Here is a 23,532-nt window from a genome sequence, read left to right as displayed (position 1 = left end):
AAGCCTTCAAAGGAGGGGAATGTGGTTGTTAAATTTTTATTCTAAATTAGAGAAAAATTTATCCAAATTAGAAAAAATACTAGTGACTTTAATGATGATGATTATGTTCGTTTCGGTGTTTATACAAGTTCTTTCCAGGTTTTTTAACCTGCCTATACCTGACACTAGCGATATTAGCTTAGTTTCTTTCGCTATGATGACATTTTTTGGAACAGGACTTTTGGTTTACACGAAGGGGCATATTCTAATTGAAATTACTAGTTTAATAAAATCACAGAAAATAGTATTTATTTTTGATGTGCTATCTAATATAGCTATGTTAATCATTGGAGCGATACTTCTAAATATAGGCTTCGCTTTGTTAATGTATTTTTTTGAAAATAGGGAAGCTACAATGGCTTTGCGTATTCCTCTGGCTGTCCCCTTCACCTCCTTAGTTATTGGTCTTGTTTTGATGTTAGTTCATACGATCGGAAATCTTATGGTTTTGTTTAATAAATATAAAACTGCAAACTAAGTAATCCTTAATATAGAAGCGAGGTGAGAGTTGTGACTCTCTCAGCAATGATTGTTTTACTACTATTGTTGTTAATAATAGGAGTACCGATTGGTTTTACGTTTGCTCTTGCTGGGTTACTGGGAGCTTGGATGGCAGATTTACCGTTCGGTATGATAGCTTCGATGCCTTATTACGCCGTCGCGTCGTTTCCGCTTTTAGCTATTCCCTTTTTTATATTAGCTGGGGAATTAATGAACAGGGGAAAACTAATCGATAAGTTAATCGATCTAATAGAAGTATTCCTATCCTGGCTTCCTGGAAGATTAGGTCACGTTACTTTGCTATCTAGTGCTTTTCTAGGGGCTATGACAGGATCTTCTATTGCTACAGTAGCTGCTATGAGTAGTAGCGTCGGACCAAGAATGATAGATAAAGGCTATAAGAGAGGGTATGTAGCAGCTCTTACAGGTTGTTCTGGTTTATTAGGAGTGCTTATACCTCCATCTATTCCACTAATTGTATACGGTGCTGCTGTTGGGGCTTCTGTTTCTAATCTTTTTTTAGCAACAATCGTTCCAGGGATTATGATGGCGCTTATTTATATGATTGTGCATTGGTTAAGTATTCCTACCGTGTTAACTAATGAGGAAGCAGGAAAAATGGAAAGAAAGTCAAGTTTTGATAAAGATTTGTTTAAAAAAGCCCCTTTATTAACACTTAAATCTTTACCAGCAGCTTTGCTTCCGGTAATTATTCTGGGAGGGATTTATTCAGGAATTACTACTCCTACAGAAGCAGCAGCAATAGCAGGAGTTTATGCTTTGCTAGTAATTGTGTTAGGTAGGTTAGTCTCTGTCTATAAAATACCAAATATATTTTATCAAGCTTCCTTAATTTCAATTTCTATCATGGTAATAATAGCTTTCGCAAGCATTTTTAATAGAGTGATGACTTTAATGCAAGTTCCTCAAACTATTGCAAACTTTACTACTACAATTACTGAAAATCCTTTATTATTTTTAATATTTGTCAACTTAGTTCTATTTTTAGTTGGTATGTTTATGGAAACGAACGCAGCAGTGTTGTTAATGGCGCCCTTATTATACCCATCAGCAATGAATTTCGGAATAGACCCAATTCATTTTGGGATAATCTTAGTGACCAATATACAAATTGGATTAATAACCCCTCCTATGGCAGCAAATATATTTGTATCAGCTAGAATCAACAAATCTTCGTTGGTAGAAATGTGGCCTTATATAGTGAGGTTTCTAATACCTTCAATAATTGGTTTAATAATTATAACTTATGTTCCTGCCCTTACCTTATGGTGGCAGTAATTGTAAGGGAGAGTATAAAAAGGCCCGTTAACACAAGAAAAATTATTATATCTTGGGAGGAATGAAAAATGAAAGGTAAAGTAGCAGCAATGACTGGAATAGAAGAAATTCAAATAAAAGAATATCAGTTGCCAAAACCAGATAAAGGCTGTCTGAATATAGAAGTTACAAAAAGTAATATATGTGGATCCGACATACACATGTGGGAAGGTAAGCATTTGTTTAAAAACCATGTCTTAGGACACGAAATGGTAGGAAAAGTTATTGAATTAGGGGAAGGTGTGGAAACAGATTATTCAGGTGAGAAAGTTAATTTGGGTGATCGAGTAGTACCAGTATATTACCTTACCTGTCAGAAATGTACGGCCTGTTTGAACGGACATTTCAATATTTGCACTCATGGCAGTGATTATCAAGGCCAAGTAGCCGAAAAACATCCGCACTTTACTGGAGGGTTTGCTACTCACTATGTTATTCAATCCAATCAATATTTTTATAAAGTTCCAGACAAAGTTCCTGATAACGTAGCGGCAGGCGCTAACTGTGGAATGTCTCAAATGGTCTACGCTATAGATCAAGCGGGATTGAAAGTAAATGATACGCTCGTCGTTCAAGGGGCAGGCGGATTAGGGCTTTTTGCTTCCGCTATAGCAGATACGATGGGTGCTAATGTTATTGTAATTGACAGTGTGGCTGCTCGTTTGGAAGAGGCCACAAAATTTGGAGCTTCGCACGTAATTGATATGAATAGTTTCCCTAGTATAGAAGAAAGAAAAGAGAAAATTTTGGATATAACAAATGGAGAAGGTGCTGATTTTGTACTGGATGCTGCCGGGGTCCCTGCAGCATTTAATGAAGCAGTTCGTATTGCAAAATTAGGAGGTACAGTGATTGAACTAGGAAATGTCAGTGTGGATGAAAGTCAGAACATTCCGATTGTTCCTGGACTAATCACAAGAAAATGCCTGACTATTAAAGGGATTTTGAGGTACCAGCCCTGGTATCTATACAAAACACTGAAATTTCTGGAGAAGTATTCCGAAAAATATCCTTTCGATAGTTTAACAGACAGGACATATAGTTTAAACGAATCTCAAATAGCTATGAGAAAAGCTGCTACTAAGGAAGTTACCCGGGCTATTATTGAACCGAATAAAAAAGAGTAGCTTAAAAAGGAGGGTCACAAATTGGTCCACAAATCAATTAGAAGATCTCTACTATATGTGCCAGGTAATTCAGAAAAAATGATTGAAAAGTCGCTGAAAATAGAGGCTGACAGCATTATTTTAGATTTAGAAGATGCGGTTAGTCTTACGGAGAAGTCAAATGCCAGAAAGTTAGTTAAAAAACATATTGGCTCTTTTAAAGAAATTAATAAAGAAGTGATGATAAGAATAAATGACATTACTACTCGGGATGGAATACTCGATTTAGAAGCAGTAGTTGAAGAACAGCCCAACACTATTATCATACCTAAAGCTTACGAACATGCTATTCAAACAGCTGATGTTTTAATTAAAGCATTAGAAATACGGTTCGATATTCAGGATTTTGAAGTTAATATCATCCCATTGCTAGAAACAAGTTATAGTATTGCGAATGCCTTTTCCATTCTCTCCGCTAGTGAAAGAATTTCAGGGGTACAATTCGGAGCAGAGGATTTAACAAATGAATTAGGAATTGAGAGAACTTCAGAAGGAAAAGAAGTGGCATATGCTAGAAACGTTATTGTTCATGCGGGTAATGCTTGTAAGATAGATATTCTGGACACTCCTTTTACAGATATTGGTGATAAACAAAATATGATTAAAGATACAAGTTACGCGAAAAGTATCGGTTTTACTGGTAAAACATGTATACATCCGAGTCAAGTGGAAATTGTGAATGATGTCTTTACTCCTAAGGCAGAAGAGATAGAGAAAGCGAGAGAACTACTGAGAGTTTTTGAAAAGGCTAAAAATTCAGGTGAGGGTGTTTGTATGTTCGAGGGGAAAATGATTGACAACCCTATCGCTGAACGAGCTAAAAAGCTCGTTGCTAAAGGTGAGGCTGTTGGTTACTAACTAATTAATCAACTTTATAAAATACATTCTAAAGGAGAGTATTTGATATGAGTAAAACGGAAAGTACATCACAAGGGATAGACAAATTAGTATATCGAGCAAAAGAAGCGCAAAAAATGGCTGATAGTTATACCCAAGAAGAAGTGCGAAATATTGCAGCTAGTATCGGTTGGTTTGCGGTAAAAAAAGCAGAGGATTGGGCGCACTATAATTATGAGGAATTAAAAATTGGAGATATTGAAAGTAAAATCAATCGCACACAAGCTCGTGCGAGAGGTATTATGCGAGATATTAAACATGCAAAAACGGTAGGGGTAATTGAAGATAATCACGAAAAGCAACTAATTAAAATTGGCAAGCCAGTAGGGGTAGTCGCCTCTCTGGTTCCGATGACAGTACCAGAAGGTGTTGTATTTATCGGTATGATGAATGCTATTATGGGGCGAAATGCTATGATTTGTGCTCCCCATCCTAGAGCCAAGGAAACCACATTAAAAGTTGTGAACGAAATTAGAGAACTTTTTAAGAGGTTAAATGTCCCTGAAGATCTCCTATTATGTATTGAAGAACCAAGCCTTAGTAAAACAGACGAATTAATGCAAGCTTGTGATTTAATAGTTGCAACTGGTGGAGCTGGAATGGTGAAAGCGGCTTACTCCTCTGGAACTCCGGCTTATGGGGTTGGGGCTGGAAATGTAGTAGTGGTTATTGATGAAACCGCAGAAGTAGAAGAGGCAGCTCATAAAATCATGGAAGCACAAATGAATGATTTAGCTAGTGGCTGTTCTACTGAAAACGCAACGATTATTCAAGAAGAAGTTTATGATAAGACTTTAGAGGCCATGGCTTCTTCGGGAGGCTATGTATGTAGTCTGGAAGAAAAAGAAAAATTACAAGCGGTTCTTTGGAAAGATGGGAACTTGAATCCAGAAGTAATTATAAAGCCGGCTTCCTTTATAGCTGAAAAAGCAGGTTTTAAGTTACCAGAAGATAAAACTTGGCTCATTGTAGAAGAAGAAGGAATTGGTCCGCAGTACCCTTTTTCAGGAGAAAAGTTATCTGTAGTCGTTGCTGTATATAAATATGAAAAATTCGACGAAGCCATAGATAAGGTGAATAATATTCAAGCTTATAGTGGAGCAGGGCATTCGTGTGGCATTCACAGTGCTTTAGAAGATAGAATATTAGACTTTGCATTAAAAACTAAAACAAGCCGAGTAGCAGTTAATATGCCTGTTGGAAAATCCAACGCGGGAAATTGGAATAATGGGATGCCTTTTACCATTAATTTAGGATGTGGGACGTGGGGAAATAATATTACGTCTGAAAACATCACGTACAAACATTATATAAATACTACCTGGGTAGCTAAAGAAATAAAAAATTATAAAGTACCTACGGACGAAGAGTTATTTGGAGAAGTTATGAAAAACGAAAATATTTGATACGAAACTTTATAACAGCTAATCACTTAAAAGGAGGGCGAAATATTATGAAAGCAGTAGTGTTAGATGGTTATACACTAAACCCAGGAGATTTAAGCTGGGAGCCTTTAGAAAAACTGATGGATGTAACAATTTATGATCGTACGACTTATTCGAAGGAAGATTTATCACTTGTCATCGAAAGAGCTCAAGATGCCGAAGTGATTTTTACAAACAAAACTCCCATTACCAAGGAGGTTATTGAAGCGCTACCTAAACTGAAATATATAGGAATGCTTTCTACCGGTTATGACGTAGTGGATGTATCAGCTGCTAAAGACAATAATATAGTTGTAACCAATATTCCTACGTATGGAACTTCTTCAGTTGCTCAGATGGCGACAGCTCTTCTTCTTGAAATGTGCCATCATGTAGGAGAACACAACCATAGCGTGAAGCAGGGGGAGTGGTCGAGAAATAAAGATTGGTGCTATTGGAAACATCCTCTTGTAGAACTTGAAGGGAAAAAGATAGGAATAGTTGGGTACGGTCGCATAGGAAGAGCTTTCGGAGAAGTAGTCCAATCTTTAGGAATGCAAGTGTTGGCATATGATAAGTATCCGGATAAAAGTTTAGAAAGTGATACTCTAGCCTACAAATCTTGGGAGGAAGTGGTATCCGAAGCGGATGTAATTAGCCTTCATACCCCTCTTTTTGATGAAACGTACCAAATGATTAATAAACAGAGCATTGAAAAAATGAAAAAGGGAGTAATGATTATAAATACTTCACGGGGACCTCTTATTAATGAAGAGGACTTAGCAGCAGCACTTAACGAAGGAAAGGTTGGAGGAGCGGCATTAGATGTGGTGTCTAAAGAGCCAATCGAAGAAAATAATCCTTTGTTAACCGCTCCTAATTGTATAATTACTCCTCATATTTCTTGGGGAACGAAAGAAGCCCGTGAAAGACTTTTAAATATTAGTGTAGAAAACGTAAAAAGCTTCTTGGAAAGTCAAACACAAAATGTAGTGAACTCTTAAAATGGAGTAATAATTATATCTTAAATCTGCTTAATACTAGAGATCAATTTATTGTTATTGCACTTTCTGCTTCAAAAATACGCTTATTAAAAGGAGTCGTAGAATGAATTTCCGCAGTATAGGAAAAACTGGTATCCAAGTTTCAGAACTCGCATTTGGTACTATGTCTTTTTCAGCCGGTGCAGACGAAAAAATGTCGATGAAGATGTTTGATAAGGCTAGGGAAGCAGGAATTAATTTTTTCGATTGTGCAAATAAATATGCAGAGGGAGAAGCAGAAAAAATACTTGGAAAATGTATTTCGAATTGCAGGAATGAAGTTTTAATTTCTTCCAAAGTGTATAATCAAATGGGTAATGATGTTAACAGCAAGGGGCTCTCTAGACACCATATCATGAGCGAAGTAGAAAATAGTTTGCGAAGGTTGAATACTGATAGAATTGATTTCTATTTTTTACACAAATTTGATGAAAACACTAGAATGGAAGATACTCTGCGAACTCTTGATGATTTACAAAAGCAAGGGAAAATAGTATATCCCGCAGTTAGTAATTGGGCAGCGTGGCAGATTGCACTTGCTTTAGGTGTGCAAGCGAAAGAATATTTAGCTCGTTTTGAAATTATACAACCAATGTACAGTTTGGTGAAACGTCAGGTGGAAGTTGAGATACTTCCTTTGGCTAGCTCAGAAAATATCGCAGTTATGCCTTATAGTCCTTTAGGAGCCGGTCTCTTAACAGGTAAATATAATCAAGGGAAAAAACCGGAAATTGGAAGAATAATTGAGCAAGAGAGTTACTCAAAGAGGTATGCTGATACAATTAATTATAATATAGCGGAGAAATTTACTGGATTCGCTTATGATAATGGATTTGATCCCGTACCTTTAGCCATAGCTTGGGTGAAATCAGAACCTACAGTTACCTCTCCTTTAATAGGGGCAAGAAACGTGGATCAATTAGATACAGCTCTAAAATCCTTAGAAATAAATATGACGGAGGATTTACGACAGGCCATATCGGACTTATCGACTCCACCCCCTCACCCAACAGATAGAGATGATGAAAGATAAGTTGAAGAAACCACATATATTTATTCAATCTATTGTTCAAGATTAAACTATAAGAATAGCATGATTAATATAGTGAATTTAAGGTATTTAAAAAGATGAGCAGGGATTTAAAATCTCTGTTCATCTTTTTTAGAAATAGAAAAAGTTAGACCATTCCGTTTAATTTTTAATACTTAAAAAGTTCTGTTTTACTACATATAAGCAGTGGAGGCCTAATTTAAATAATGTTTATTCAATCCCTATGCCTGTTTCAACTAAGTTTTTGTAACTGCTAAATTACACTTGACGGTTACAGTTTTCTTGAGACGAGGGAATAGATCTATGCAAAATTATTATTTTCTTTTTGAAGACTATACAAATCAATCGTGGTGATGGAATGATGATAATTTTTGAGGCAGAGAGGCGTGAATTTTTACAGGAGGCTATATTAGAATGAGCTTCTAAAGCACATATACGATTATTATAAGTGAAATCAAAAGTTGATTTCCATACTCAGCTTGAGCTTTCTCAAAGTCAACTTCTCCATCTGATACACTCTCTGTAAAGAAATACTTAAAGCCTTACTCACTTCCACCCTTGATAAACTGTCCTCACCATTAAAGAGATATAGGAGCATGATCACACGTTGCTCCAGTATGGTTAATTAGAGAACGGTATCGCTCTGGTTTTGTCAATTTATAATAAGAGTGTTTTCTTAGAAGTAAATGTTTAAATTACTTAACTAATATTTTCAGCTAACATCCATAATCCCATTTTCTTTAAAATTTAATGATTGTTCATTATATGTGTGTCATAGATGACCAATCTAACCTTCTATTAAAAAAATTTGCTTTGTTTGATTTCCAACATCAGTATATTATATGAACTCCGAAAGAAATTAGGAATCAAATATTAAATGAAAATACAATTTAAAGTGTTGCATTTTTGCATATCGTTTTCATATTTATTAATTTTCATAATTATTATGCTGTTGTTATTAATGAAAAAACGAAGTATTCACCTGACTCAAGAAATTTTTATGAATAGAAACCTCTTCTAGTATAGGGATTCTTAGAAATTCCAATAAAATTCATTCTTTTTTGGCATGGGTTTTGCAGATACTATTAATATTAAGAAAGGGGGATAATATAAAAATTGAATAACTATTATATCCTAAACAAATTACGGCTCCCAACCATCCACAATTATCAGAGAGGCGGCGGTTTAAATTTAAAAAAGCAGAATATGTAAAGCAATTTCCTTTAGCACGATTCAGCTTCTTACGTATTACGAATTTCATTACTTGCCGGTTAAAAAAATGGCTGTTAATGAGTGATAGTTACAGGTAGGTGATCACATTGTTAGAGCTGCAAATATTCCTGCTTCTAAAATTGTAGTCACTAAAACTTTGAATTTCTCGAAATGTAAGCGCATTCTTGCATTAGTGATGCAAAAATACATCAATGCAAAAGGGGGAAGTGAATGAAAGCTTTAATTAAAAAAGCAATAGGTGATGGGGAGATGGAGTTAATAGAATCTCAACTTCCCGTAGTAAGAGAAGAATGGGTGTTAATTAAAGTAAAGGCCTGCGGAATATGTGGAACAGACCTTCATATAAAAAAAGGTGAATATCCTATCAACCCACCTGTTATCCTTGGTCATGAATTTTCGGGTGAAATAGTTCAGGTGGGGAATCATGTTTCAACTTTAAATTCTGGGGACAGGGTCGTAGCTTTGACTGCCATAGATACCTGCGGTAGTTGTGAATATTGTAGGAAAGGGTTAATGATGCTATGTAAAGAGCGAAGATCCATTGGGTCGGGAATAAATGGAGCATTTGCAGACTATTTGTCCGTTCCAGCTTCCAGTGTATACTCTATACCTGATAACTTGAGTTATGAAGAAGCAGCTCTGACGGAACCACTTGCTTGTGTAGTAAGGTGTATGAGTGAAAGAACGAATATCGAAGCCGGAGATTCTGTTTTAATATCAGGACCGGGAACTATTGGTCTACTGGCACTTCAAGTTGCCAGAGCAAATGGTGCTGATGTTACTGTCTTAGGCACTGCAAAGGATAAAGATCGTTTAGCATTATCTTTAAAGTTGGGGGCCGAAAAAACTTGGATAACTGATCATATTCCTGACGATATAAGTATTAGCGAAAAGGAATTTGACGTTACAGTGGAATGTGCTGGTGTAGAATCTTCATTGACAAACTGTATAAGTTTAGCGAAAAAGAGTGGTAAATTAATTCAAGTGGGTCTCTTTGGAAAAAATGTTTCAATAGATGCGGACTTGATCTTAATGAAAGAATTGGAAATGATTAATGGCTTCGGTACGACTGCTGCCTCATGGCACAAGTCTTTGACCTTATTACGGACTAACAAAATTAATGTGAAAGATTTAATCTCAAATCAAGTTGCTCTTTCGAATTGGGTAGAAGGCTTTGATTTAGCAGAAAAAAATATAGGTTTTAAAACCCTTTTAATCCCCGATAACTATAAATAAACTTTTAGGAGGAAATACATTGAAAAAAATATTTGTATGTTCCGTGCTTTCTAGTGTTTTTGTACTTTCGGCTTGTGGTTTCAATAATGCAGATTCAGGAGATGAAGAGGTTAATACAGCTTCCGGAAACGATAACAATGAAGCAAGTGCTGATAACACTGCTAATGAAAACAATAATACTTCTGAGGAAGATACATCGGGAGCTCATGAAGAAGCGGAAATCGTTTTAGATATGAGTCTTCCTGAAGGAAGAGACACTAAGAATGACGCTGGAGCTTCAGCTTTTAGAGAAAAGCTGGAGGAACTTACCGATAATGAAGTAAGCGTTAACATACATTATAGTAACGCCTTTGGTGGAGAAAGAGAAGTGTATGAAATGATGGGACAGGGGACAGTTGACCTAGCTTTACAATCCAGTGGACCTATGGGAGTTTTTGAAGAAGAAATGCTTGTTTTTGATCTTCCTTACATTTTCGAAGGAAAAGAACATGCCAGGGGTGTATTGGACGGGGAAATTGGGGAAGAGCTAGCTGATAGCTTTGAAGAAGCCGCTAATGTAAAGATATTGTCTTGGATTGAAAATGGATTTGTAGTGATTGGAAGTGCAGGTCAAGACATAGAAGAAATTTCCGACTTGGAAAACTATACTATTCGAGTACAGGAAAGTGAAGTACAAATTGATACATGGGAAGCAGTTGGGGCAAACCCTACACCAATGGCTTGGCCTGAAGTCTATACAGCTTTGCAACAGGGCGTTATTGATGGACATGACCAAGCCATTATGGTTTTAGAAACCGGAGGATTTGATGAAATCCAAAGCTCTATTACTATAACTGATGCTAGGTTTGTAGCTGCACCTATTTCTATGGGTGCTGATCAATTTAATTCGATGTCAGATGAGCATCAAGAAGCGCTTATCGAAGCTGCAGAATATGGACGGGATGTAGGTCGTGAAACAATCGATCAAATGGAAGTAGATGCTATGGAATACTTGGAAAATGAAGGCGGCCAAACAATCTACGAATTCACAGACGAACAAAAAGAAGAGTACAGAGAAATGACTCAAGAAGTTTATGATGAATGGGGGCCAGTTATTGGAGAAGATTTGATTGAACGGATACAGAATTTCAACCAATAAAATTTAAAAGGTGACGAAGAATCGTCACCTTATGTTTCCTTTTACAAGGGGGGGGAAGAATGAAGGCAATAAGTGAATATTATATAAAAGTGGTTGACAATATTAATAATGTTGTAGGGTATGTTTTAGCAGCATTTTTAGCAATTATGTCTATAACGATATTCTGGCAGGTGTTCAGCAGGTATCTCATAGGAACTTCTATTCCTTGGTCCGAAGAATTAGCAAGAATATTAATGTTGTATATTGTACTGCTAGGTTCTGCATTAGCCTTAAGGAAGGGACAATTGTTGGCGGTTGAAGTACTGCCAGAGATTCTTCAAAAAAAGAATAAAAGCAGATTAAAGCTATTTGTTAATTTATTATCTTTGTTTTTTTACTTTATTTTGCTTTATTATGGATTTACTTTAGCAGAAAGTGTGTCAGGACAAAGGCTTCCAGGGCTTGGAATCTCTATGTTTTGGTTTTATTTCGCCCTTTCATTAGGTGGGTTTTTTCTAGTGATTAATGCAGTGGCAAATATACTTGAAGACGCGAAAGAGGTGAGATCATGATTCTCCTATTCTTTATCTCATTATTTATATTTCTGTTTTTAAGCGTCCCAGTTGCAGTGGCTTTAGGGTTATCTACCATGCTTGGAATTATCATGAGTCAAACACTTGATTTGTCAATTGTTCCTCAAAGAATGCTGGTCTCTTTGAACTCTTTTCCTTTAATGGCTATCCCATTTTTTATTCTTGCTGGTGGATTAATGCAATCAGGAGGAATAGCTAAAAGACTAATAGATTTCTCGACCAAGTTAGTTGGACACTTTCATGGCGGCTTAGCAATGGTAGCAATTGTCACTGCTATGTTTTTTGCGGCTATTTCAGGCTCAGGTACAGCAACAGTTATTGCTATAGGAACTATTATGATACCAGCAATGATTGGGAAAGGATATAATACTGGATTTGCAAGTTCCAATGTAGCTGTTTCAGGGGCCTTAGGAATAGTTATACCACCTAGTATTCCATTAATATTATATGGGATCAGTGCAGAAGTCTCGATTAGCGATATGTTTTTAGCCGGGATTGTTCCTGGAATTATTATGGGATTATCTTTATTGATATATGCCTACATATATTCTAAAAATCATGCAAAGAAAAATAATTTACCAAAGGAACCTAGATGTTCATTTAAAGATTTGTTGAAGAGCTTTGTCGTAGCTGTTCCAGCCTTAGCAATGCCAGTAATTGTATTAGGTGGAATATACGGTGGTGTTTTCACTCCAACAGAAGCTTCGATTATAGCAGTAGCATACGCTTTTGTGATTGGATTTATATACAGGGAATTGAATTTCAAAAAACTCGTAAACACATTAATAAACTCATCTATAACAACTTCTATAATTATGATTATTATTGGAACTTCTGGTGCATTTAGTTTTTTCATTCAAATAAATGGTATCCCTCAAATGCTTTCAAATTACATGGGGGATATTACAACAAATCCTTATGTTTTTTTAATTATAATAAACATCTTTTTGCTCCTGGTGGGTATGGTTATTGAAGGCTCGGCGGCGATATTAATACTCACCCCTTTATTACTCCCGTTAGCCGTTGGCATGGGCATCGATCCTGTGCATTTTGGGATCATAATGGTGGTGAATTTAGCTATAGGACTAGTTACCCCCCCTATAGGTTTAAACTTATTTGCCGCTTCTCAAATATCAAAAATATCAATAAGTGCTATTTCAAAATCAACTATTCCTTTTATTATTGTAATGATACTAGCAGTACTGCTTATTTCTTTTTTACCGATCTTTTCGATTTGGTTCAAGCTAATATAAAATTTACTTAAAAGAGGAACATATCTAAAAGAATAAGAAATCAATAGAAATAAAGAAAGACCTTTAGGACAATTTAATTGTCTGTAAAGGTCTTTTTTTACATGCATGCCTACTATATTTATAGTAGTTTCATAAAAAGTTATTTTTCAATTCCATATCTTTTCATTTTTCTTACTAGAGTAGATTGATCCACCTCTAATGCCAAAGCTGTCTTGCGAATACTATCATGTTTGCCTAGACTTTCTTTAATAATTTGGGATTCATAATTTGCTAGTGAATTTTTTAAAGGTTTAACTGGTGGGGATTTTATTTTTGTCTTGTCGGCAGCTGTTTGAAGAGCGTCGTTTCCCTGGAGTTCCTTTCTTACATCTTCCATCCCAATTTCAGTGGTTGCAGTCATTAAAGAAATTCTTTCTACAAAGTTCTCTAGTTCTCTTACATTTCCTGGCCAATCATAATATTTAAACATGTCTAATGCTTCAGGCGATATTCTTCTGTGAATCCCATATTTTTGGTTTATCACGTGTAGAAAGTGGTAAATAAGGGGTATAATGTCTTCCCTCCTATCTTTTAAAGAAGGGATTTGAATGGGTATAACGTTTAATCTATAATACAGATCTTCTCTAAATTTACCTTCTTCTATAAGTTTCACTAAATTTCTATGAGTAGCTGCAACCACTCTTATGTTAATAGAAGTTTCCTTCGTCCCACCTATTCTAGTCACTTTGTGTTCCTGTAGCACTCGGAGAAGCTTTACTTGCAGCGAAGAAGGCATCTCTCCTATTTCATCCAAAAATACAGTGCCCTTATCTGCCGCCTCTAGTAGTCCTACTTTCCCTTTTTTATTAGCTCCTGTAAATGCTCCGCTCTCGTAACCAAATAACTCAGATTCTAATAAATTTTCAGGAAGTGCTCCACAATTGATTCTAATCAAAGAATGGCTTTTTCTTACACTATTATGATGGATTAATTCCAATATTTTTTCTTTACCAACTCCAGAAGCTCCTTGGATCAAAACGCTCGAATCTATATCTGCAACTCTTAATGATCGATTAATTACTTCTTTCATACTTTTTGACTGAGCAATGATCGACAGCTTAGGATTTTTCTGTTTTTTAAGCATTTTAAGCTCTTTATCAATCTCTTTTTTTTGCTTTTCTAACTGTTCAATCTCCTGTTGCAATTGGTTTAGCAATGTTAGGTCTCGAACATTGTTTACAACTTTTTTTATTTCGCCATGCCGGTTTCTAATAGGAACTGCGGAGACTAAAACCATTGTACCGGTGTTGATTTTTTGAGTAATAGTAACTCCTTTGTTTTCTTTCAATGCTTTTAAAGTAGCTGAGTTATCGATAATGCCTTCTTCTTCTAATTCTCTCAAGCTTCTTCCCACACAATCTTTTACAGATAAACCAGTAATTTTTTCATAGGAAGGATTTTGGTGAATAATAACTCCGTTTTCATCACTTATCACAATTCCATCAAAAGAAGAATTAATAACTTCGTTTAATTCTTGCCGAACCTCTTTTAGAGAGGCTTTTTCTTTTTGTAATCTAACTAATTTATCCATAGGATGTATGAAAACGACATATTGATCCCGATAAGAAAAGCTGTTGATCTCGGAAGGGTAATCATTTAAACAAAAATTAGTCCCTCCTTGTAAAACAGTATTACTAATAACTTCAAATTGATAAAGGTATTTTTTAGCGAGATTATTAGAATACAAAACCTCACCGCGTCGGCTTAGAGTTAAAGTTCCAATGTTATTAATTTGTTTTAAAAAATTATTAATGTCGTCACCTCCCTATGTGTTTTATTGTATATGATGCATTGATGCAATGAAAGCGTTTCATTTTTGCATCGTTTTATTTTTTGAATACTTATTTACCAACACTTTTGAAATGGCACGAAAATTGCATTCTTAATTATTAGTAGTAAATATATTTAGAGGAGGAACTAAAGTGAGTCAAATCAATGAAAAAGAACCTTTTACTAAAGAAGTGCTAAAAGGAATGCTTAAAGACATGATACTTATACGTAGCTTTGAAGAAACAGTGGAGAAATTATTTCAAGAAGGTAAAATTCACGGAACCATGCATTTATGTGTAGGGCAGGAAGCTACAGCAGTAGGCGCATGTCTCCCTCTATCTGACAACGACAAAATTACCAGCACACACCGTGGACACGGACACAGTATAGCAAAAGGCACAGGAATTCGAAGAATGATGGCAGAGCTTTTAGGTAAAGAAACAGGATATTGCAAAGGGAAAGGCGGTTCCATGCACATTGCTGATTTGGAAGTCGGAAATTTAGGAGCCAATGGTATTGTGGCAGCGGGGCTTCCCCTGGCTACAGGCGCAGCCCTTACTTCGCAAATGAAAGAAGAAGGTTATGTGGTAGTTTCATTTTTCGGAGACGGAGCTACAAACGAGGGAGCTTTTCATGAATCCCTTAATCTGGCTTCTGTTTGGAAGTTACCTGTGGTTTTCTTTTGTGAAAACAATTTGTACGGGATGTCTGGTTCTATTAAAGAAATGGTGAATATCGAAAATATAGCTGAGCGTGGGGCGGCTTATGGAATTCCAGGAGTTACTATCGACGGAAATAACGTGAAAGAAGTAGCAGAAACTACACAACAGGCAGTAAATAGAGCCAGAGAAGGCAAGGGACCTACACTTATTGAAGCTCAAACATATCGTTGGAAAGGACACTCAAGAAGTGACGCAAAAAAGTATCGAACACGTGATGAAGAAAAAGAGTGGAGAAAAAATAAAGATCCAATTACTCGCATGAAATTAGAATTATTAGAGGGCAATGTATTGTCAGAAGAAGATATAGCGGAAATAGAAAACGAAGTTACTAAAGAAATAGAGGAAGCTGTGAAATTTGCGGAAGAAAGTAAGGAACCAGATTTGGATTCATTAATGACCGATATTTTTGCATAATGGGAGGAGTGTATATACATGAGAGAGATAACATATCTAGAAGCTATCAGAGAATCTATGTCTCAAATAATGAGAGATGATAAGAATGTATTTATTATGGGAGAAGATATAGGAGTGTATGGCGGTGCTTTTGGACTTACTAATGGAATGGTTGAAGAATTTGGTCCTTTTCGAGTGCGCAATACACCGATATCAGAAGCAGCTGTAAGCGGAGCCGCAGTGGGGGCCGCAATGACTGGGATGCGGCCAATATTAGAATTTCAATTTTCAGATTTCGTAATGATAGCTATGGATAACATTGTTAATCAAGCTGCGAAGAATAGGTACATGTTTGGAGGAAAAGCGAAAGTTCCTGTAGTTTTTCGATTACCAGGAGGATCTGGAGCTGGCTTCGCAGCTCAGCATTCCCAGAGTTTGGAAGCATGGATGACTCATGTCCCGGGTCTGAAAATTGTACAGCCATCTTCTGCTTACGATGCTAAAGGATTAATGAAAGCTGCAATAAATGACGATAATCCAGTTTTATTTTATGAACATAAATTGCTTTACAGTACAAAAGGAGAAGTTCCTGAAGAAGCGTATGAAATTAATATAGGAGAAGCAGCAATAAAGAGGTCAGGTGAAGACCTGACTATTGTAGCTACAGGCATAATGGTTTCTCGGTCTATTGAGGCAGCTGAAAAGTTAGCTGATGAAAACATCGACGTAGAAATCGTTGACCCGCGCACACTCGTTCCTCTGGATGAAGCTACTATTATCGAATCGGTTAAAAAAACTAATCGAGTTCTTGTGGTTTATGAAAGTGTTCAACGAAGCGGATATGGAGCCGAAATAGCAAGTATGATCGCTGAAAGCGAAGCGTTTGATTATTTAGATGCACAAGTGGGTCGTTTAGGAGGAAAGGCAACCCCGATCCCTTATAATCCAAAACTTGAAAAAGCAGCAGTACCTCAAGTGGAAGACATTATAAGAAAAGTGAAAGAATTAATTGGAAAATAAGGAGGGGGATCGTTATGGCTTCAGAAGTTTTAATGCCCAAACTGGGCGCACAAATGGAAGAAGGTACTATAGTGAGCTGGCTTGTGGAACTTGGAGAGTTTATTGAAAAAGGAGATCCTCTAGTAGAAATTCAAACCGATAAAGTTACGATGGAAGTAGAAGCAGAACATGAAGGACATTTAATAAAAATAATATTTGAGGAAAATGAGGCAGTGCCAGTACATACTCCCATAGCTTACATAGGAGAGAAAGGAGAGAAGGTGAAAGCGAAGGTGGAAGGGAGTCAAAACAAAGAAGAGGAAAAACAGCAAAGTAATGTTAAAACTCCACGTACTCCTCTCGCTCGAAAAATAGCAGAAGAAGAGAACATTTCTTTAGACCAAGTGACAGGAACTGGACCAAACGGTCGTATACAGAAAAAAGATATTCTAATATATCAATCAGAAAAGGAGGCGAAGCCTGCCAAAAGAGCTACCCCCTTAGCTAAAAAAGTAGCAGAAAAGCAGAATATCGATATTAATGAGGTCGAGGGAAGCGGTCATTACGGAAAAGTAAATAAAGAAGATGTATTAACTCTATCTTCTAACTCACCAGCGGACACCTCTCAAGAAAGAAGTGAAATGGTTAAACCAATCAAAGGTTTACGAAGAGCCATCGCAGAAAGTATGAAAAAAAGTGCATTCGAAGCACCTCACGTTACGCTTTATAGCGAAATTGATATGACAGAAGCTGTGCAGTTGAGAAATATGTTATTGCCACTTATAGAAGAAAAAGAGAAGGTTAGAATCTCTTTTAATGACATTATTCTCAAAGCAGTAGGAGACACTCTTCACAAACACCCAGGTATGAACATTTCTTTTAACAAGGATCAAATTACGTATCATGAAAAAGTTAATATAGGAATGGCAGTAGCTATTGAGGATGGATTAGTAGTTCCTGTTATAAGAAATATCACCAACAAAACTCTTTCTGATATTACGAAAGAAACAAAAGACCTTGGAAGGAGGGCAATAGTTCACCAATTAAAGGGAGAAGAAATGAAAGGGAGTACTTTTACTGTAAGTAATTTAGGTAAATATGCAGTGGATCATTTCAATCCTATAATTAATCAGCCAAATGCCGCAATTCTAGGAATTGGACAAATATCAAAAAAACCAGCAGTAAAACAAGGAGAGGTAACTGTTCGTTCTATTATGGGTGTCAGCTTATCTTTTGATCATAGAGCCTTGGATGGAGCCCCGGCAGCTGCCTTTTTAAGTGACGTAAAACGCCTGCTGGAAGACCCTTTTAAACTACTTATTTAGGGAGAGATCTTATGGAGAAATACGATCTAATTATTATTGGCGGTGGGCCGGGGGGATATGTTTCTGCCTTACGTGCCTCTACCAAGGGATATAGAACAGCATTAGTAGAAGCGAGGGAGCTTGGGGGGACCTGTTTGAATCGTGGTTGCATTCCCTCCAAAACGTTTTTGAAAAACGCAGATGTTTTAACTTCTGTAGAAAATTCTGGAGAGAAAGGAATAGATTTTTCAGGAGTATCAATTTCGATGCCAAAAATGGTAGAACATAAAAATAATATCCTCACCAAACTCAGAAGCGGAATTGACTATTTGTTGAAAAAAAATCATATAGACCATTTTGAGAGTTATGCCGAAATTTCAGAGGATAAAATAGTCTCTCTTTCCAGTGGCGAAAACCTTCAGGGTAAGAAAATTATAATAGCTTCCGGGTCTCAACCTTTTATTCCGCCAATCCCAGGCATAGAAAAAATTAAATATGAAACGACAGACTCCATTTTTGATTTAAAAGAAATACCTGCTTCTATGTGTATCATTGGAGGTGGGATTATCGGAGTTGAATGTGCAGATATATTTTCTTCTTTTGGTACAAAAGTGACAGTTATTGAAATGGGTGAACAACTTATTCCATCTGAGGACAAAGAAGCTGCTTATCTCATACAAGAATATTTATCTGAAAAAGGAGTATCTATTTACACGAATACCTCTGTAAAAAATATGGAGTCTCATAACGATGAAGTAATTATTGAATGTAAAGGAAATGAAGAAGAAACTATCCAATTAAATTTCAATAAAATACTTATAGCTACAGGAAGAAAGCCTAACACTGAAGTGGTAGAGAGGCTGAATTTAAGAACAAAGGAAAATGCCATTTTAGTAGATGACTTTATGGAAACAAGTGAACCAGGAATTTTTGCTGTGGGAGATGTAATAGGAGGTTGGCAACTAGCTCATGCAGCAAGCGCCGAAGGTCTAACTGCTGTTAATAATTTATATGAGAAAAGAGAACGTATAAATTATAGTGTCATGCCTAGATGCGTTTACACGAATTTAGAAGTAGCAAGTGTGGGGAAAACTGAAAAGGAGTTAATAAATGAAAAAATCACTTACACAACAAAAAAATTACCATTAGAAGGTAATGGAAAAGCAGGAACGCTGGGAGTAAATAATGGTTTCACTAAAATCATGTTTAATAAAGATCTGGGGGAAATTTATGGAGTGATCATGGTGGGACCTAATGTAACTGAGATAATAAGTCAGGCTTCTGCTTATATGTATCTTGAGGGTACTATAGATGAAATGGCTGAGATGGTTCAGCCGCATCCTTCTTTATCTGAAATTTTATTAGAAGTTGCGAACTTTGCACTTAATAAGCCCCTACATTCTTAAGTGATTTTAAAGGAAGTGAACCTATGTTTAATATTACCGGAAAAAAAGCTATTATTACCGGAGGTGGAAATGGTATTGGTTTGTCGCTAGTCAGAGCTTTTCATAAAGCAGGAGTAGAAATAGCAGTTCTTGATATTGATGAAAATATAAAAGAGCTCCCTAATTTGTTTCCATCAGAACCTTCTTTACATGTTTTTCAAACCGATTTATTGGATTCGCACAGTTTAAGACAAGGGTATGAAGCAGCTCTAGAAAAACTTAACGGAGAGATGGACATTCTTATAAACAGTGCCGGTTTAATTCAACGTCATCCTGCAGAAGACTTTCCAATAGATATGTGGGACAAAATAATGGGTGTAAATGTTCGTGCAGTTTTTGAGCTTTCCAGATTGGCAGCTGCAAGTATGAAAAAAAATAAGGGTGGAAAAATAATAAATTTCGGTTCGATAGTCTCAATTATCGGTGCCTACAATTCTTCTGCTTATTCAGCCAGTAAAGGTGCTGTTATGCAGTTAACTAAATCGCTTTCCAATGAATGGGCCCAGTATAATATTCAAGTGAACGCAATTGCTCCAGGATATATGTTAACAACTATGAACGATGATTTAATGAAAGATGCCGTTAGAAAAAAACAAGTGGAAGATCGCATTCCGGCCAAACGTTGGGGGACTCCGGAGGATATAGAGGGTGTAGCCTTGTTTTTATCATCTCAAGCTTCCGACTATATAACAGGGACACTTATTCCAGTCGATGGTGGTGTCTTAGGAAGATAATTAGAATGAGGTGTTAAACGAAGAAAAAATGTATTTTTAAGGAAGCTGATTTAGTGAAAATGCTTATAATGATTTGTATGAGTGGGAAGGCATAAAATCTACTATGGACGAGATGACAGAAATTAAATTGAACGTTTGGAATAATGAACAACCTTTAGAATGGTAATTATTTTAAAAGTATTCTTCTTTAAAGATAACTCTATAGACAAAGTTTACACTTATTTGCTGCATACGAGAAAGAGATTGCATTCATTAGAGGTAAACGTTTAATTCACCGGGTCGCAAACGTCTGTTTTAATTTATATATAATGAAGGGCTCTCCCATAACCTAATTGGATTAATGGGAGAGTTTTTTAATACTGTAATTTAGAATGAATATAAGGAAAATAAACTCTGGTTTAATAGATTTTTTTATCGGTATTAGCAAAACTAAAAGTAGTTTTGTCAATCTCTCAAGATATCCCAACGAAACTCATTTAATGTGATAAAATAGGCCTATACAATGTTAATATTTTCAATATACAAACTATAATGATAGAACGTGGTGATTAAATGATTATTTATGAGGCGACGAAACGGGATTTTCTGCAGGACGTCTTTCAGGACGAGCTTGTTAAGCATATATGTGATAACTATGAATCGAAGGTGGGCCGGGTCAACAAAAGCGAGGTGCGCTCCTGGGATAATTCCATGCAGTACATGTATCGGGTGCTGTCGGACCGGGACATTCCGGAGGATGCCGGCGTAGCGATCGAGTTTAAAATTCCTTACACCTCCAAGCGGGTCGACATGCTTATTTCCGGATACAAAGAAAGCAAAGGATCAATTGTCATTGTGGAGCTTAAGCAGTGGGAAGCGGTTGAGAAAATAGAAGGGAAAGAAGCGATCGTCAAAACGATGTTCAGGGGCGGTCTTCACGAAACAACCCACCCGTCGTATCAGGCGTGGTCTTACGCTGCCTTAATTGAAGATTATAATGAAAATGCGCAGAAGGACGACCTACAGATTTACCCGTGTGCTTATTTACATAACTATATCAATCAGAAAGAAGATCCGCTGACAGCTCCTCTCTACGAGTTTTACGTAGATCAGGCTCCGGTGTTCGTTAAAGGGGACGCAGGGAAACTCCGGGATTTTATTAAGCAGTATATTCATAAAGGGGACCAGAAGAAAAACCTTTATCAGATCGAAAATGGCAGAATCCGGCCGTCCAAGTCACTCCAGGATGCTCTTAACAGCATGCTGAAAGGAAACAGGGAATTCGTCATGATCGATGACCAGAAAGTTGTGTATGAGACCGCCCTGCAGCTGGCGGATCAGGCACTGAGAACAAAAACGAAGGAAGTGCTTGTGATCGAAGGAGGGCCCGGTACTGGAAAATCGGTTTTGGCCGTGAATCTGCTGGTGGAAATGACAAAAAAGCACCTTGTGGCACAGTACGTAACAAAAAACGCCGCACCGAGAAATATCTATGCGACAAAGCTGAAACAGGATTTTAAGAAGGGCAGTATTGATAATTTATTTAAAGGATCAGGATCGTACGTGGAGGCTCCTAAAGATGAATTCGACTGTTTGATTGTCGATGAAGCCCACCGTCTGAATGAAAAGTCGGGTATGTTTTCTCATTTAGGGGAGAACCAGACGAAAGAAATCATGAACGCCTCCAAGCTCGCCATTTATTTTATCGATGAACGGCAGCGGGTGACGTTGAAAGATAAGGGAAGTATGGATGAAATTAAACGGTTTGCGGAAGCGGAAGGAGCAAACATAACCACAATGAAGCTCGACTCCCAGTTCCGGTGCAACGGTTCCGACGGCTACCTTGCCTGGCTGGATGATGTGCTCGAAATCCGTGAAACAGCAAACACGCATCACATGGGAGCCTCCTACGATTTCCGGGTGTATTCCGATCCCCTGGAGCTGAAACAGGACATTGAAAAGCTGAACGAAAAAAGAAACAAAGCCAGGCTCGTCGCAGGCTACTGCTGGAACTGGGAGAAGGAAGGAAAAGCCGACTCCAATTATTACGACATAGTTCTAGAGGAGTATGGTTTTAAAATGAGCTGGAATCTCGGAAACACCGCCACGTGGGCGATCGATTCGGAATCGGTCAACGAAATCGGCTGCATTCATACTTCCCAGGGGCTGGAGTTTGAATATGTAGGGGTCATTATCGGCGACGATCTCGTTTACCGAGATGGGGAAGTCGTCACGGATTCCTCTAAACGGGCAAAAACAGACAGTTCTTTAAAAGGCATTAAAAAAATGCAGAAAGAAGATCCAGAAAAAGCTGCTTCTCTGGCTGATGAGATTATACGAAACACGTACCGGACACTCATGACAAGAGGGCAGAAAGGCTGCTTTATTTACTGCACGGATGAAGAGCTGGAAGAGTATTTCAGGAAAAGACTTGAGAAAGCTTCGTATAAATACGAAGAGAATGAATTTTTCAGACCCATTAACACAGTGTCTAAAGTAAAAGACACTATTTAAAAATCTACTGTTTTAAAAAGAATAAAAAGTTTTTAAAGCATAAAGATTTCTTGAATAAAATAAGCAAATATACTCGTACAGTTTTAACTTTAGTAAAAAAAACGCTCATAACTCACATAAATAAAGGAGGGATTTATATGGAATCGTTTTATAAAATATTAGAAAATTATTTAAAAAGAAAAGATACCGATTACGCCATTCATGTAAATGGGAACTGGGGTTCCGGAAAAACTTATTTTTTAAAAAATGATGTGAGGCAGCATTTAGAAAAAAAGGACGGCGAATGGCAAATTATCTATATTTCATTAAATGGGATCAGAACTCTGGAAGAGATTTCAGATAAAGTTTTCATGGAAGTTATTTCTTTAATTAAGTTTTCAAATCAAGGTAAGGGAATAAACACAGGAAAAGTGATAAGCACTACCACATCTCTTTTAAAAAATATAAATAGTATTAATATAGGGGGATTAGGGGTTGGAGCTAGTATGGATTTAGCTGAAAGTATTAATAAAGTCCAAGAATATATAAATAATAATATTAAGAGGAATATATTATTATGTTTTGATGATTTAGAAAGAATTGATGATGAACTCCCTTTGAAAAGTGTTTTAGGATTGATACTCTGTCAAGAAACTAGACACGTATAATTGGGATTTGATCGTTTCTTCTACCGCGCTCTCGCTTGGTGGCATTCGATAGACAATCAGGGAGACCCTGAATGTCTATCGAATGGACAGATGAG

Annotated in this window: 20 protein-coding genes; 18 read left to right on the top strand and 2 right to left on the bottom strand. The window is 36.8% G+C overall.

The genetic code is table 11. The features are described from left to right. The first annotated feature begins 25 nt into the window (after nucleotides 1–25). From C6Y45_RS11520 to C6Y45_RS11490, 7 genes are all read left to right on the top strand, one after another. Complete coding sequence (locus C6Y45_RS11520; protein WP_160058333.1) at nucleotides 26–517, top strand: TRAP transporter small permease; 492 nt, start codon at nucleotides 26–28, stop codon at nucleotides 515–517. Between the two features lie 32 nt (nucleotides 518–549). After that, nucleotides 550–1,839: a TRAP transporter large permease gene (locus C6Y45_RS11515; protein ID WP_218017811.1), complete on the top strand. Its 1,290-nt coding sequence runs from the start codon at nucleotides 550–552 to the stop codon at nucleotides 1,837–1,839. A gap of 68 nt (nucleotides 1,840–1,907) precedes the next feature. After that, on the top strand, nucleotides 1,908–3,005 hold the full coding sequence (locus C6Y45_RS11510) for a zinc-binding dehydrogenase (protein ID WP_107585371.1): 1,098 nt from the start codon (nucleotides 1,908–1,910) through the stop codon (nucleotides 3,003–3,005). A gap of 21 nt (nucleotides 3,006–3,026) precedes the next feature. Continuing rightward, entirely contained in the window at nucleotides 3,027–3,902 is an 876-nt protein-coding gene (locus C6Y45_RS11505) for an HpcH/HpaI aldolase/citrate lyase family protein (protein ID WP_107585370.1), read from the top strand. A gap of 47 nt (nucleotides 3,903–3,949) precedes the next feature. Continuing rightward, a complete protein-coding gene (locus tag C6Y45_RS11500; protein ID WP_107585369.1) occupies nucleotides 3,950–5,347 on the top strand; it encodes an aldehyde dehydrogenase family protein in 1,398 nt (465 codons plus the stop codon). Nucleotides 5,348–5,394: 47 nt separating this feature from the next. Beyond that, the gene (locus C6Y45_RS11495; protein WP_107585368.1) at nucleotides 5,395–6,369 is read left to right on the top strand and encodes a D-2-hydroxyacid dehydrogenase; all 975 of its coding nucleotides are present in this window, start codon (nucleotides 5,395–5,397) and stop codon (nucleotides 6,367–6,369) included. Between the two features lie 103 nt (nucleotides 6,370–6,472). After that, the gene (locus C6Y45_RS11490; protein WP_107585367.1) at nucleotides 6,473–7,441 is read left to right on the top strand and encodes an aldo/keto reductase; all 969 of its coding nucleotides are present in this window, start codon (nucleotides 6,473–6,475) and stop codon (nucleotides 7,439–7,441) included. 472 nt (nucleotides 7,442–7,913) lie between these two features. Here C6Y45_RS11490 and C6Y45_RS18200 read toward each other — a convergent pair whose 3' ends face one another. Continuing rightward, nucleotides 7,914–8,063 (bottom strand): hypothetical protein, encoded by a 150-nt coding sequence (locus C6Y45_RS18200; protein ID WP_160058331.1) that lies wholly within the window; start codon nucleotides 8,061–8,063, stop codon nucleotides 7,914–7,916. Between the two features lie 839 nt (nucleotides 8,064–8,902). Here C6Y45_RS18200 and C6Y45_RS11480 point away from each other — a divergent pair. The 4 genes from C6Y45_RS11480 to C6Y45_RS11465 are packed head-to-tail and all read left to right on the top strand — an operon-like array spanning nucleotide 8,903 to nucleotide 12,891. Further along, nucleotides 8,903–9,928, top strand: a complete 1,026-nt coding sequence (locus C6Y45_RS11480; RefSeq protein WP_107585365.1) for a zinc-dependent alcohol dehydrogenase — start codon at nucleotides 8,903–8,905, stop codon at nucleotides 9,926–9,928. A gap of 19 nt (nucleotides 9,929–9,947) precedes the next feature. Then, nucleotides 9,948–11,066, top strand: coding sequence for a TRAP transporter substrate-binding protein (locus C6Y45_RS11475; protein ID WP_107585364.1), 1,119 nt, complete (start codon nucleotides 9,948–9,950; stop codon nucleotides 11,064–11,066). 59 nt (nucleotides 11,067–11,125) lie between these two features. Next, nucleotides 11,126–11,617, top strand: coding sequence for a TRAP transporter small permease (locus C6Y45_RS11470; protein WP_107585363.1), 492 nt, complete (start codon nucleotides 11,126–11,128; stop codon nucleotides 11,615–11,617). After that, nucleotides 11,614–12,891, top strand: coding sequence for a TRAP transporter large permease (locus C6Y45_RS11465; protein WP_107585362.1), 1,278 nt, complete (start codon nucleotides 11,614–11,616; stop codon nucleotides 12,889–12,891). Before C6Y45_RS11470 ends, C6Y45_RS11465 begins: the two co-directional genes overlap by 4 nt. Nucleotides 12,892–13,030: 139 nt before the next feature. Here the strand turns inward: C6Y45_RS11465 and C6Y45_RS11460 are convergent, their stop codons facing one another. Continuing rightward, nucleotides 13,031–14,461 (bottom strand): sigma-54 interaction domain-containing protein, encoded by a 1,431-nt coding sequence (locus C6Y45_RS11460; protein WP_245922648.1) that lies wholly within the window; start codon nucleotides 14,459–14,461, stop codon nucleotides 13,031–13,033. A gap of 442 nt (nucleotides 14,462–14,903) precedes the next feature. Here C6Y45_RS11460 and C6Y45_RS11455 point away from each other — a divergent pair, with 442 nt between their 5' ends. The 7 genes from C6Y45_RS11455 (at nucleotide 14,904) to C6Y45_RS11425 (ending at nucleotide 23,437) form a co-directional block, all read left to right on the top strand. Then, nucleotides 14,904–15,836: a thiamine pyrophosphate-dependent dehydrogenase E1 component subunit alpha gene (locus tag C6Y45_RS11455; protein WP_107585407.1), complete on the top strand. Its 933-nt coding sequence runs from the start codon at nucleotides 14,904–14,906 to the stop codon at nucleotides 15,834–15,836. Between the two features lie 18 nt (nucleotides 15,837–15,854). Next, entirely contained in the window at nucleotides 15,855–16,835 is a 981-nt protein-coding gene (locus C6Y45_RS11450; RefSeq protein WP_107585360.1) for an alpha-ketoacid dehydrogenase subunit beta, read from the top strand. A 14-nt stretch (nucleotides 16,836–16,849) separates the two neighbouring features. After that, nucleotides 16,850–18,139 (top strand): 2-oxo acid dehydrogenase subunit E2, encoded by a 1,290-nt coding sequence (locus C6Y45_RS11445; RefSeq protein WP_107585359.1) that lies wholly within the window; start codon nucleotides 16,850–16,852, stop codon nucleotides 18,137–18,139. Nucleotides 18,140–18,150: 11 nt separating this feature from the next. After that, nucleotides 18,151–19,524 (top strand): dihydrolipoyl dehydrogenase, encoded by a 1,374-nt coding sequence (gene lpdA, locus C6Y45_RS11440; protein ID WP_107585358.1) that lies wholly within the window; start codon nucleotides 18,151–18,153, stop codon nucleotides 19,522–19,524. 23 nt (nucleotides 19,525–19,547) lie between these two features. After that, a complete protein-coding gene (locus C6Y45_RS11435; protein WP_107585357.1) occupies nucleotides 19,548–20,297 on the top strand; it encodes an SDR family oxidoreductase in 750 nt (249 codons plus the stop codon). 552 nt (nucleotides 20,298–20,849) lie between these two features. Then, nucleotides 20,850–22,790, top strand: a complete 1,941-nt coding sequence (locus C6Y45_RS11430) for a DUF2075 domain-containing protein (protein WP_107585356.1) — start codon at nucleotides 20,850–20,852, stop codon at nucleotides 22,788–22,790. Nucleotides 22,791–22,927: 137 nt separating this feature from the next. Further along, nucleotides 22,928–23,437 carry a P-loop NTPase fold protein gene (locus C6Y45_RS11425; RefSeq protein ID WP_107585355.1) on the top strand — a complete coding sequence of 170 codons (510 nt, stop codon included), beginning with the start codon at nucleotides 22,928–22,930 and terminating at the stop codon, nucleotides 23,435–23,437. The last annotated feature ends 95 nt before the right edge of the window (nucleotides 23,438–23,532 follow it).

It is taken from the genome of Alkalicoccus saliphilus (assembly GCF_003044065.1).
GTDB lineage: Bacteria > Bacillota > Bacilli > Bacillales > Salisediminibacteriaceae > Alkalicoccus > Alkalicoccus saliphilus.
Note: the sequence above shows the minus strand (reverse complement) of the source record. Positions and strands in the feature narration are given on the sequence as shown.